9 protein-coding genes are annotated in these 12255 nt (G+C 66.6%); 2 read left to right on the plus strand and 7 right to left on the minus strand.

All coding sequences use genetic code 11. The features are described 5' to 3' along the window. Nucleotides 1-157: 157 nt before the first annotated feature. The 6 genes from LPB260_RS20620 to LPB260_RS20645 form a co-directional block, all read right to left on the minus strand. Nucleotides 158-1810 carry a BCCT family transporter gene (locus tag LPB260_RS20620; protein WP_208707735.1) on the minus strand — a complete coding sequence of 551 codons (1653 nt, stop codon included), beginning with the start codon at nucleotides 1808-1810 and terminating at the stop codon, nucleotides 158-160. 520 nt (nucleotides 1811-2330) lie between these two features. Further along, entirely contained in the window at nucleotides 2331-3437 is a 1107-nt protein-coding gene (locus LPB260_RS20625) for a PAS domain S-box protein (protein ID WP_208707736.1), read from the minus strand. 130 nt (nucleotides 3438-3567) lie between these two features. Beyond that, a complete protein-coding gene (locus tag LPB260_RS20630; protein ID WP_208707737.1) occupies nucleotides 3568-4536 on the minus strand; it encodes a PDR/VanB family oxidoreductase in 969 nt (322 codons plus the stop codon). 30 nt (nucleotides 4537-4566) lie between these two features. Beyond that, nucleotides 4567-6015 carry an NAD-dependent succinate-semialdehyde dehydrogenase gene (locus tag LPB260_RS20635; protein WP_256625649.1) on the minus strand — a complete coding sequence of 483 codons (1449 nt, stop codon included), beginning with the start codon at nucleotides 6013-6015 and terminating at the stop codon, nucleotides 4567-4569. A 56-nt stretch (nucleotides 6016-6071) separates the two neighbouring features. Further along, a complete protein-coding gene (locus tag LPB260_RS20640) occupies nucleotides 6072-7274 on the minus strand; it encodes an aromatic ring-hydroxylating dioxygenase subunit alpha (RefSeq protein WP_208707739.1) in 1203 nt (400 codons plus the stop codon). A 275-nt stretch (nucleotides 7275-7549) separates the two neighbouring features. After that, nucleotides 7550-8629 carry a tartrate dehydrogenase gene (locus LPB260_RS20645; protein WP_208707740.1) on the minus strand — a complete coding sequence of 360 codons (1080 nt, stop codon included), beginning with the start codon at nucleotides 8627-8629 and terminating at the stop codon, nucleotides 7550-7552. Nucleotides 8630-8705: 76 nt separating this feature from the next. Here LPB260_RS20645 and LPB260_RS20650 point away from each other — a divergent pair, with 76 nt between their 5' ends. Then, nucleotides 8706-9659 (plus strand): LysR substrate-binding domain-containing protein, encoded by a 954-nt coding sequence (locus tag LPB260_RS20650; protein WP_305888804.1) that lies wholly within the window; start codon nucleotides 8706-8708, stop codon nucleotides 9657-9659. A 5-nt stretch (nucleotides 9660-9664) separates the two neighbouring features. Here the strand turns inward: LPB260_RS20650 and LPB260_RS20655 are convergent, their stop codons facing one another. Beyond that, complete coding sequence (locus LPB260_RS20655; RefSeq protein ID WP_208707742.1) at nucleotides 9665-11089, minus strand: aspartate ammonia-lyase; 1425 nt, start codon at nucleotides 11087-11089, stop codon at nucleotides 9665-9667. A 253-nt stretch (nucleotides 11090-11342) separates the two neighbouring features. Between LPB260_RS20655 and LPB260_RS20660 the strand changes: the two genes are divergently transcribed. Then, nucleotides 11343-12248, plus strand: coding sequence for a LysR substrate-binding domain-containing protein (locus LPB260_RS20660; RefSeq protein ID WP_208707743.1), 906 nt, complete (start codon nucleotides 11343-11345; stop codon nucleotides 12246-12248). Nucleotides 12249-12255 lie beyond the last annotated feature (7 nt).

The following is a 12255-nucleotide window of genomic DNA, read 5'->3' on the forward strand; positions in this document are numbered from 1 at the left end:
GCGCCTGGACGCCGTTGACCTGCACGGTGACGGGTAGGAAAGCGAGGGGCCCGGGATGGGCAGGGAAAGGCGGGGGAGGATGGCTCGGCGGAGGCGAGACCGGGACCGTCAGGCGAACGCCTGCCACGGCGGGCAGGCGTCCGTTTTCAACGCGGTATCAGTTGCCGGCGGGCTGCGCCTTGGCCATCACGCTGGCCGGTGCAGCTGGCGCGACAGGCGCCGCGTCGAGCTGGTCGACGACTTCATGGCGACCGTTGTTCAGACGCAGGCTGCAGACCTTGGTGTCCAGGGCTGCGCCGAAGTCCTCGCGGGCCCAACGGACCAGGGACACGGACATGATGATCATCACCGGAAGCATCGGCAGGGCCACGACCAGGGTCGAGGTCTGCACGGCCTTGAGGCCACCGACAGCCAGCAGGCCGACGCCGAACAGGGCCAGCATGACCGCCCAGAGGATGCGGTTGGCGCGCGCCGGTTCTTCGTAGCCCGTCAGCTCGCGGGTGCTGGTGGAGGCCAGGGTGTAGGCCGACGAGTCGACGGTGGTGGCCAGGAACACGAAGCACAGCACGGTGAAGGCCGGGATGATCAGGCCGGAGAACGGCAGCGACTTGATCACCGCGACCACCATGGCCGGCATGCCCTGGTTGTTGAGGATGCTCAGCACGTCCACGGTACCGCTGGTCTGCAGGTGCACGGCGTAGCCACCCCAGATGGCGAAGAACGCCCAGCAACCGACGCTGCCCCAGACCACGCCATTGAGCACCAGGTCCTTGATGGTACGGCCGCGGGAGATGCGCGCCACGAACAGGCCCATCATCGGTGCGTAGGCGACCCACCAGGCCCAGTAGAACACGGTCCAGCCTTCCGGGAAGCCGCCTTTCTCGACCGGGTCGGTCCACAGCGAGATGTGGAAGAAGTTGTCCAGGTACAGGCCCATGCTGTTGGTCCACATGCCGATCAGGTACAGCGTCGGGCCGGCGACCAGGACGAATACCAGCATCAGGATGGCCAACACACCGTTGATGTTGGACAGGGTCTGGATGCCTTTATTCAGGCCGTTCCAAACGCTCCAGGCGATCATCACGGTCCACAGGGCGAGGACGCCGAGTTGCAGCAGGAACGAGTCCTCGAGGCCGAACATTTCCTGGAACAGGGCGGACACCAGTGGAACCGACAGGCCCAGGGAGGTGCCGACGGCGCCGATGATGGAGAACATCACGATGACGTCGATCAGCTTGCCCAGGGGGCCATCGACCAGGCCACCGAACACGCCGCGGCAGGCTTCGGACAGGCGCAGCACGTTGCCCTTGCGCACGTACAGGTAGTAGGCCATCGGCACGGCCGGCAGCAGGTAGATGGCCCAGGGGATCAGGCCCCAGTGGAACATCGGGTACATTGCGGCCCACTCGGTGGCGGCGCTGGTGCCCTTGGTCAGGTGCAGGGGTGGGCCGTCGAGCAGGTAGATCGGCTCGGCGAACGACCAGCTGCAGATGGAGATGCCGATGCCGGCGCAGAACAGCATGGTGATCCAGGCACCGTTGGCAAACTCGGGCTTGTCTTCCGGCGCGCCGAGCTTGATGCGGCCGAGCGGGCCGAAGGCCAGCCAGCCCATGAAGGCGAACGCGGCGACACCACCGGCCAGGAACAGCCAGCTGAAGGTGCCGGTGATCCAGGCGAACAGATTGTTGACGACTTTCGATCCGGCTTCCGGAAAGAGCATGAGGGGGATACTGGTACAGAGCACGGCGACCACGGCGGGCCAGAAGATCGTCTGCTCGATACCTTTGCCAGCAAGGTTGTTGTTATTCATCCACTCGTTACCTCGCGGACAGGCCAGGCGTGCCTGTCCGTGCTTGTTTATTATTTTCTACGGCCTTTGCGCAGCAGCTTGAGCCGGGGGCATGGCGAGCTTCGGTCGTCAGGCAACGGTGGCGAAGTGCGCGCTGCTGTGCTCGGTTCGCTGCAGCAAAGGATCGTTCGTCTGCTCTGCGCTCCTGCGCAAGTGGGGCTCCCGTGCAGCGGTTAACCAATGGTTAACATATACTGTGAGTTAACATTAGCCTATAGCCTTGCCCCAGCACAACCCCACGGGGCGCGTGTTCGTCGGATATTTGCGGGTTTTCAAGGGGAGGGACGGGCAGCCGATCAGGCCCGGTGACACCAGGAGCGGGGCGCAGGGTATGCATGGGCTGAAGGCCGGTCAGCTCGGCTGACGGGCAGCGACCGAGGCGCGGGTTCGAGCGGCCAGCGGCAAGGCCGGGCGAGCGGATGCGCTCCTGGCCCCTGTGTCGCCTGCATGGCCGGGCCGCCGCGCCCTTGTGCGGGATTTGCTACGAAGCGGCCTGGGTCGCCGCGCCAAGGGCCGCCAGCTGTGCGCGGCAGTGCGCCAGTTCGGCCTCTTGCCGTTCGCGTTGCGCCCGTTGCTCGGTGACGTCCTCGAGGAAGGTGATCAGGTGCTCGGCCTCGCCGCTGCGCGGATTGCGCTGCAGCGAGGTGCGCGCGCGAATCCAGATGAAGTGGCCGGCGCGGTGGCGCATGCGCTTCTCGATCTCGTACATGTCCACTTCGCCGGCCTTGAGACGCTTCAGCAGGTCCAGGTTGTGGCTCAGCTCGTCCTCATGGCTGAGCAGCTGGAAGCGTTGGCCGCAGAGCTCCTCGCTGCTGTAGCCGAGCAGGCTGCACAGGCGCTGGTTGACCTTCAGCCAGGTGCCGTCGAGGTCGATATAGGCCATGGCGCCGCAGGCCTGTTCGAAGATGGTGCGAAAGCGCTCCTCGCTGTCGCGCAGGGCCTCTTCGGCGATCTTGCGCTCGGTGCTGTCGGTACTCACCCCGGTCATGCGCAGCACCCGCCCCTGGCTGTCGCGGATCGGCGTGGCGCGCGAGGAGATCCAGCGCACCTCGCCGCTGCCGGTGACGATGCGAAAGTCCAGCTCGTAGGGTTCGCCGGTGGCGATGGCCTGGTCGATCGCCGCCCTGAGGGGCTCGGCATCCTCGGGCACCACGTGGGGCCAGAAGTCGTCGTTGCGGTTCACCGGCCAGCCGTAGATCTTCTCCACGTTGTGCGAGTAGGTGACCTCGTCGCTGAGCAGGTTCCACTCCCAGATCACCACGTTGGCGTTCTGCAGCGCCAGGCGCATGCGCGACTCGCTTTCCATGATCTCGGCGGCGTACTGGCGGCGCACGTCGGTCATCGGCAGCTCGACGGCTTCGGCGCTGTCGGCCTCCAGCTGGCCCTGCTCGCCGTAGCGCAGCCAGATCCAGTTGACCTCGAGGAACTCGGCCAGGCTGCGCAGGCGATCCTCGTCGATCGCCCCGCCGCGGGTCCACTTGTGCACCGCGGTGCGGGAAATGCCCAGGGCATTGGCCACGGCCTGCAGGCTCAGTTTCTTGAGCTCGAGCAGTTCCTTGAGGCGAAAGGCAAAGCTGTCAGGTTCCATCGCACGACCTTCTCGGGGGCGCCATGCTTGCGCGGCGCAGGGTCAGGAAAGCACCCGGACTGGCTGCTGCGGCAGGCCGGGGCGACTGTGGTCGGCGATTATACACAGTGGCCCCGAGCCCCTGGCGGCGTTACAGGTCCAGCACCAGGCGCGGCGTGCGGGCCCGGGAGACGCAGACCATCAGGGTCTTCTGCAGGGCCTTCTCGTCGTCGCTGAGGTACTGGTCGCGGTGATCGACCTGGCCTTCGAGAATGGCGGTCTCGCAGGTGCCGCACACGCCTTCGCGGCACAGGCACTCGATCTCGGCGGCGTTGGATTTCTCGATGGCCTGGAGAATGCTCACGCCTTCCTCGACGCGGATTTCCGTGCCGGAACGCGCCAGCACCAGGGTGAAGGCGGCGCCTTCGGCCGGGGCCACGGCGAACTGCTCCCAATGCACGCGCGTATCGGCGATGCCCTGGGCCTTGGCCGTGTTGATCACCGCATCGATCAGCGGCTTGGGCCCGCAGACATAGAGGTGGGCGTCGGCCTCCAGGCCGGCGATCAGCGCGGCGAGGTCGAGGCCCTGCTGCAGGCTGTCGATATAGAAACGGGTGCGCTCGCCATGGGGACCATCGCGCAGTTCGTCGGCGAAGGCGCCATGCTCGGGCGCACGGAAGGCGTAGTGCAGTTCGTACTCGGCGCCCTGCTCCTGCAGTTCATAGAGCTGCGAGAGGAACGGGGTGATGCCGATGCCGCCGGCGATCAGCACGTGACGGCCGGCCGCCGGGTCGATGGCGAACAGGTTGTTCGGTGCGGCGATGGTCAGCTGGCTGCCCACCTCGACCTTGTCGTGCATGAACGCCGAGCCGCCCTTGGACTGCTCCTCGCGGCGCACGCCGATCTGGTAGGACGCGGTGTCGCGCGGCGAACTCATCAGCGAGTAGGCGTTGCTGTACAGCTTATCGCCATCGTGCATCTGCACGATGATGTGGCTGCCGCCTGTGAAGGCGGGCAGCGCGCTGCCATCCAGGGCACACAGGGTGAAGCGCTTGATCAGCGGAGTCACCTGCTCCACGGCGGTCACCCGCACGTCGATCATCTGATACTTGTTGGACATGGTTTCCTCCACTGCGCGCTCAGCCGCGCATTACACCGCTAGACACAGGTATTTGATTTCCAGGTAGTCGTCGATGCCGTACCTGGAGCCCTCGCGACCGAGGCCGGACTGCTTGAGGCCACCGAATGGCGCCACCTCGTTGGAGATCAGCCCGGTGTTGACGCCGACCATGCCGTACTCCAGCTGCTCGGCGATGCGCCAGACGCGGGCGATGTCGCGGCTGTAGAAGTAGGCGGCCAGGCCGTAGGGCGTGTCGTTGGCCATGCGCACCACTTCCTCGTCGCTGGAAAAGCGCACGATCGGCGCCACCGGCCCGAAGATTTCCTCGTCGAGGATCTGCATGCCCGGCTGGACGTCGGCCAGCACGGTGGGGGCGAAGAACTGCTCGCCGAGCTCGAGGTCGTGACCGCCGGTGACCAGGCGGGCGCCCTTGCCCAGGGCGTCGTCGATCAGGCTGCGCACCTTGGCCACAGCCTTGGTGCTGATCAGCGGGCCGACCTGGGTGCCCGGCTCGAAGCCGTTGCCCACCTGCAGGTCGCGGACCCGGGCGGCGAAGGCCTGGGCGAAGGCGTCGTGCACCTTGTCGTGGACGAAGATGCGGTTGGCGCAGACGCAGGTCTGCCCGGCGTTGCGGTACTTGGAGACCATGGCGCCTTCGACGGCGGCGTCGATGTCGGCGTCGTCGAAGACGATGAACGGCGCGTTGCCGCCCAGCTCCAGGGAGACCTTCTTCACCGTGCTGGCGCACTGGCTCATCAGCAGGCGGCCGACCGGGGTCGAACCGGTGAAGCTGAACTTGCGCACCTGCGGGTGCTCGGTGAGCTGCTTGCCGATGGCCACGGCGTCGCCGGTGACGATGTTGATCACCCCGGCCGGCAGCCCGGCGCGCTCGGCCAGTTCTGCCAGGGCCAGGGCGGAGAACGGCGTTTCGTTGGCCGGCTTGACCACGATGGTGCAGCCGGCGGCCAGGGCCGGGGCGACCTTGCGGGTGATCATCGCCGCCGGGAAGTTCCACGGGGTGATGGCGGCGCACACGCCGATGCCCTGCTTGATCACCAGCAGGCGCTTGTCGGCGCTGGGCGATGGAATGATGTCGCCATAGGCGCGCTTGCCTTCCTCGGCGAACCACTCGATGAAGGAGGCGGCGTAGCGGATCTCACCGAGGGCTTCGTTGAGCGGCTTTCCCTGTTCCCAGGTCATCAGCGCGGCAAGGTCCTGCTCATGCTCCTGGACCAGGTCGAACCAGCGGCGCAGCAGGCGTGCACGCTCCTTGGCCGGCAGCGCGCGCCAGGCCGGCAGGGCGGCGTCGGCCGCCTCGATGGCGCGCAGGGTCTCGTCGCCGGCCATCTGCGGTACATGGCCGATCAGTTCGCCGGTGGCCGGGTCGGTGACTTCGACGCGTGCGGCGCTGTCGGCGTCGCACCAGCTGCCGTTGATGTAGCACTGCTGGCGGAACAGTTGGGGGTCTTTGAGTTTCACGTAGGGCATTCCCATTCAGGTGCGAAGGCCGGGCAGGCTTGCCCGGCCGCGGGCAGTCAGGCGTGCTGGGCTTTGGCCAGCAGGCTGTGGAAGTGGGAGATGCCGTGCTCGCTGATGCCGCTGCGCTGCTTGTCCACCATGATCCGGCCCTGGCCGCGGTAGCCGCGGGACTTCAGGCCCTTCTGCACGCTGGTGACCAGGTTCAGGTCTTCCGGGCGGAACACGTTGCGGTACCACTCGATCAGGTTCTTCTGCTCCTCGGTCAGGTCCTTGTTGAGGAAGTAGATGTCGTAGTGCTGCACGGTCTCGTCGGCGCTGACCGGGAACTCGTAGATCACGGTCATGAACTGGGCGCTCGGCGGTACGTTGAACATGGTGCACGGCCATGCCCAGAAACCGTTGAAGCTGGCGCCGCCGGCGCTCTCGTCGAACTGGAAGGACTTCTCCGAGGACTTGGCCTCGCCGTACTGCAGGCTCCAGTTCGGGAACAGCTTGTGCCAGTAGGTCTCGATCTTCACCGAGTCGGAGAACCCCGGGTGGGCCGGACCGCAGTGGTAGCACTCCTGGTAGTTGTCGACGATGGACTTCCAGTTGGCCGGGGTGTTGGAGACGAAGCGGGCGGCCAGGTGCAGGTCGTCGATCACCGCGCAGGCTTCGCGCATCTTGGCGCCCATGCCCGGCAGCTGGTCTTCGACGGTGCCGGCGTTGGGGTCCATGTTGATGTAGATGAAGCCGGCGTATTCCTCGACCTTCAGCGGCACCAGGCTGGAGTTTTCCTTGTCGAAGTTGACCACGTTGTCGCAGTTGCGCGCGTGGGCCAGCTCGCCGTCGAGCTTGAAGGCCCAGGCGTGGTAGGGGCAGGTGATGACGTTCTTGGCCTTGCCTTCGCCGCTCAGCAGCTGGTGGCCGCGGTGCGGGCAGACGTTGTAGAAGGCGCGCAGGACCATGTCGCGGCCGCGCACGATGATGATGCTCTCGCCGATGATCTCGCGGGTGATGTAGGCGTTGGCTTCGCGCACTTCGCTGCCATGGCCGACGCAGATCCAGCTCTTGGCGAAGATGCGTTCCTTCTCGTCCTCGAATACGGCGGGCGAGGTGTAGTAGTAGGCCGGGATGGTGTAGGCCTCTTCCGGATTGGCGCAGAAGTCGACCGGCAGTTTTTCGAAAGTATCCTTCGCCCGGAGGTGGCTCGGCGGGATGATGTAAGCCTGCTCTTGGTTGTTACCGAGGTCGGCTGGCAGCTGTTCGAAATCACTCATCACTAGGCCCTACGTTGGAATGCATATTTATTGTGGGGGTGATTTGGTTAACTAACAGTTAACGATCACTGAGGGTTAACAGTATGCGTAAAGTCCGACCGCTGTGCAAGAGCTCCAGGCACGCCTGGGCAGGCCCGTGCCGGGACTTTTTGATGAACGGTCGGGGACTGGCGGCCGGGGACGCGAGTGGCGCGCCGTCAATAAAAGGAAGGGGCGCATCCATGGATGCGCCCCTGGTGTGACCGCGCCGCCCTGTGGGCCGGTGCGCCGGTGGCTCAGAGCGCGGCGGCGATGGCCTGGCCGACCTCCTGGGTCGAGGCGTTGCCGCCCAGGTCGCGGGTCTTCGGCCCGCTGGCGATGACCTGCTCGATGGCCTGCAGGATGCCGTCGTGGGCGGCGCGGTAGCGCTCGTCGCCATTGCCGAGGAAGTCGAGCATCAGCGCCCCGGACCAGATCATGGCGATCGGGTTGGCGATGTTCTGGCCGAAGATGTCCGGCGCCGAACCGTGCACCGGCTCGAACAGCGAGGGGAAGCGGCGCTCGGGGTCGAGGTTGGACGAGGGCGCGATGCCGATGGTGCCGGCACAGGCCGGGCCCAGGTCGGAGAGGATGTCGCCGAACAGGTTGGAGGCCACCACCACGTCGAAACGGTCGGGCTGCAGGACGAAGCGCGCGCAGAGGATGTCGATGTGCTGCTTGTCCCACTTCACCTCGGGGTAGCGCTCGGCCATGGCCGCCACCCGCTCGTCCCAGTAGGGCATGCTCACCGCCATGCCGTTGGACTTGGTGGCGGCGGTCAGCAACTGGCGCGGGCGCTGCCGGGCGACCTCGAAGGCGTACTTGAGGATGCGGTCGACGCCGCGGCGGGTGAACACCGATTCCTGCAGGACGAACTCGTGCTCGGTGCCCTCGAACATGCGCCCGCCCAGGGAGGAATACTCGCCCTCGGTGTTCTCGCGGATCACCAGGAAATCGATCTCCCCCGGCTCGCGGCCGGCCAGCGGGCAGGGCACGCCGGGGAACAGGCGCACCGGGCGCAGGTTGACGTACTGGTCGAAGTCGCGGCGGAACTTGAGCAGCGAGCCCCACAGGGAGATGTGGTCGGGCACCTTGTCCGGCCAGCCGATGGCGCCGAAGTAGATCGCATCGAAGCCCTTGAGACGCTCGAACCAGTCGTCCGGCATCATCTGCCCGTGTTCCAGGTAGTAGTCGCAGCTGACCCAGTCGATCAGCTCGATCTGCAGGTTCAGGTCCCACTTCCGTGCCGCCGCCTGCAGCACCCGCAGGCCTTCGGGGAGGACTTCCTGGCCGATACCGTCGCCGGGAATCGCGGCGATTCTGAATGCTTTGCTCATGTGTGCGTTGCTCCTGTCGCTGATTGCCGATGGCGGTGGATGCTATACAGGCGCAGTCGATAGATAATCAGTACAAATGTGCATTCATAGGACACGAATCGTGAATAATCTGCCGAATCTCGCCGACCTGCGCCTGTTCATGCAGGTGGTGCGGCGCTGCAACTTCGCCGCGGTGGCCGTTGAGCAGGGGCATTCGGCGGCCTTCGTCAGCAAGCGCATCCGCCTGCTCGAGGAGCAGCTCGGCGCCCGTCTGCTGCACCGCACCACCCGCCGGGTGGCGCTGACCGAGGAGGGCGAGCGGGCCTACCAGTGGGCGCAGAAGATTCTCGATGCGGTCGAGCGCATGACCGATGACGTCTCCTCCCTGCGCGAGGAGCCGCGCGGCGAGTTGCGCATCGTCAGCAGCTTCGGCCTGGGTCGGCGTCACGTGGCGCCGGCGCTGTCGGCGCTGGCCGCGCGCTACCCGCAGCTGGACATCCACTTCGAGGTGTTCGACCGCGCGGTGGACCTGATTGCCGAAGGCTATGACCTGGACATCCGCGTCGGCGACAGCATCGAACCGCACCTGATCGCCAGGCGCCTGGCGGCCAACAGCCGGATTCTCTGCGCCGCGCCGGCCTACCTGGCCGAGCACGGCCAGCCGCGCAGCCTGCACGAGCTGGCCCAGCACGATTGCCTGGTGATCAAGGAGCGCGAGCACCCGCTGGGGCTATGGCGCCTGCAGGGGCCGGAGGGGGTGGAGCAGGTCAAGGTGACCGGGCCGCTGTCGGCCAACCACGGCGAGATCGCCCACCAGTGGGGCATCGACGGCAGGGGCATTCTGTTGCGTTCGTACTGGGACCTGTACGACAGCCTGGAGCAGGGCAGGCTGGTGCAGATACTGCCGGCCTACAGCCAGCCGGCGAATATCTGGGCGGTGTACGCCGCGCCCCTGGCCCGTTCGGCCAAGGTGCGGGTCACCGTGGAGCACCTGCGCGACTACTTCGCCGAGCGCTTGGGCCTGGTCGAGCCAGGCGCCAGGGACGGCTAGCCGGCTCAGGCCTTCAGTGGCACCAGGCGCGGGGCGATCATGTTCTCCGGGCGGAGGATGTCGTCCAGCTCGGCGTCGTCCAGCAGTTTCTCCTCGCGCACCAGTTCCAGCACGCCGCGGCCGCTGTCCAGCGCCTGCTTGGCGATGCGCGTGGCGTTCTCGTAGCCGATGTAGGGGTTGAGGGCGGTGATCAGGCCGATGGAGTTCTCCATCAGTTCGCGGCAGCGCGCCTCGTTGGCGGTGATGCCGTCGATGCACAGCTCGCGCAGCATATCCATGGCGCGGGTCAGCAGGCGGATCGAGTCGAAGATCTTGTAGGCGATCAGCGGCTCCATGACGTTGAGCTGCAATTGGCCGCCCTCGGCCGCCATGGTCAGCGCCAGGTCGTTGCCGATCACCTCGAAGGCCACCTGGTTGACCGCCTCGGGGATCACCGGGTTGACCTTGCCCGGCATGATCGAGCTGCCCGGCTGGCGCGCCGGCAGGTTGATCTCGTTGATCCCGGTGCGCGGGCCGCTGGACAGCAGGCGCAGGTCGTTGCAGATCTTCGACAGCTTGACCGCGGTGCGCTTGAGCATGCCGGAGAACAGCACGAAGGCGCCCATGTCGCTGGTGGCCTCAATCAGGTCGGCGGCCGGGGTCAGCGGGTGGCCGCTGATCACGGCCAGGCGCTGCACCGCCAGGGCCTGATAGGCCGGGTCGGCGTTGATCCCGGTGCCGATCGCGGTGCCGCCCAGGTTGACCTCGGTGAGCAGGGTCGGGGCGAGCAGCTTGAGGTGCTGCAGGTCTTCGCCGAGGGTGGTGGCGTAGGCGCGGAACTCCTGGCCCAGGGTCATGGGCACGGCGTCCTGCAGCTGGGTGCGGCCCATCTTCAGCACATGGCCGAACGCCAGGCCCTTGGCCGCCAGGGACTGGATCAGCTTGTCCAGGGCGGTGAGCAGGCTGTCGTGGCCGAGCAGCAGGCCCAGGCGGATGGCCGTCGGATACGCATCGTTGGTCGACTGCGCCATGTTCACGTCGTTGTTCGGGTGCAGGTACTGGTACTGGCCCTTCTCGTGCCCCATGGCCTCCAGCGCAATATTCGCAATGACTTCATTGGCGTTCATATTGGTCGAGGTGCCGGCGCCGCCCTGGATCATGTCGACCACGAACTGCTCGTGGAACTCGCCCTGGATGATGCGCGCGCAGGCGGTGCTGATCGCCGTGTGCTTGGCCGCCGAGAGATGACCCAGGGCGCGGTTGGCGTCCGCCGAGGCCTGCTTGACCATGGCCAGGCCGACCACCAGCTTCGGGTAATGCGCCAACGGCACCCCGGACAGGCGGAAGTTGTGCACCGCCCGCAGGGTCTGGATGCCGTAATAGGCGTCGGCCGGGACTTCGAGGGTACCGAGCAGGTCTTTTTCGATGCGGAAGGATGCAGCAGCGGACATGATGGCGGGCGTCTCTTGGATAGGCGGCGCAGGCCGCGATGCCTTTAAGAGTAGGGTTGCGGGGCGTTCTCGGCCAATGCTGTTAAACGCTGGGGTATGCACATTCGGCATAATGTCGGCGTGACGCCGAAGTGTCGGCGGGCGTAGGGTGGATGACGCTTTACCCATCCACCGGAGCAGGGGATGGCCGATGCGGTGGATGAAAAGCGCCTCATCCACCCTACGCATGGCGCGCAATAGCAAGGGATATCCCATGAACCTGGAAACCAAATGGCTGGAGGACTTCATCGCCCTGGCCGCCACCCGCAGCTTTTCCCAGGCGGCCGAGAAGCGTCACGTCACCCAGCCGGCGTTCAGCCGGCGGATCAAGGCGTTGGAGCAGATGCTCGGCCTGGTCCTGGTCAACCGCGCCTGCACCCCGGTGGAGCTGACCGAGGCCGGCCAGCTGTTCCTGGTCACCGCGCGCAGCCTGGTCGAGCAGCTCGGCGAGGTGGTGCGGCATCTGCACAACCTCGAGGGCCAGCAGGGCGAGGTGCTGCAGATCGCCGCGGCGCACTCGCTGACCCTGGGCTTCTTCCCCGAGTGGATCGCCCGCCTGCGCCGCGAGGGCCTGCCGCTCAACACCCGGCTGGTGGCGACCAACGTCGGCGAGGCGGTGCACGCCCTGCGCGAGGGCGCCTGCGACCTGATCCTCGCCTACTACGACCCGGATGCGGCGCTGCAGATGGACCCGGAGATCTTCCCCTCGCTGCACCTGGGGCGCACCGAAATGCTCCCGGTGTGCGCGGTGGACGAGGGCGGGCGGCCGCTGTTCGACCTGGCCAGCGGCCAGAGCGTGCCCCTGCTGGCCTACACGGCCGGGGCCTTCCTCGGCCGCTCGGTCAACCTGCTGCTGCGCCAGCGCGCGCTGCGCTCGACCACGGTGTACGAGACGGCCATGGCCGACAGCCTCAAGAGCATGGCCCTGCAAGGCATGGGCGTGGCCTGGGTGCCGCGCCTGTCGGTGACCATGGAACTGGCCCGCGGCGAGCTGGCGGTATGCGGCGACGAGCAGTGGCAGGCGCCGCTGGAAATCCGCCTGTACCGCTGCGCCCTGGTGCGCAAGGCCGCGGTGCGCCTGCTGTGGCGCAAGCTGGAAAGCGGTGAAGTGGGGCGTTGAGCCGCTC

Source organism: Pseudomonas sp. LPB0260, from assembly GCF_013388395.1.

Coding starts and splice junctions, on each gene's coding strand:
- LPB260_RS20620 (WP_208707735.1), bottom strand. CDS start 1,810: ATGAATAACAACAACCTTGCTGGCAAAGGTATCGAGCAGACGATCTTC.
- LPB260_RS20625 (WP_208707736.1), bottom strand. CDS start 3,437: ATGGAACCTGACAGCTTTGCCTTTCGCCTCAAGGAACTGCTCGAGCTC.
- LPB260_RS20630 (WP_208707737.1), bottom strand. CDS start 4,536: ATGTCCAACAAGTATCAGATGATCGACGTGCGGGTGACCGCCGTGGAG.
- LPB260_RS20640 (WP_208707739.1), bottom strand. CDS start 7,274: ATGAGTGATTTCGAACAGCTGCCAGCCGACCTCGGTAACAACCAAGAG.
- LPB260_RS20645 (WP_208707740.1), bottom strand. CDS start 8,629: ATGAGCAAAGCATTCAGAATCGCCGCGATTCCCGGCGACGGTATCGGC.
- LPB260_RS20650 (WP_305888804.1), top strand. CDS start 8,706: ATGTGCATTCATAGGACACGAATCGTGAATAATCTGCCGAATCTCGCC.
- LPB260_RS20655 (WP_208707742.1), bottom strand. CDS start 11,089: ATGTCCGCTGCTGCATCCTTCCGCATCGAAAAAGACCTGCTCGGTACC.
- LPB260_RS20660 (WP_208707743.1), top strand. CDS start 11,343: ATGAACCTGGAAACCAAATGGCTGGAGGACTTCATCGCCCTGGCCGCC.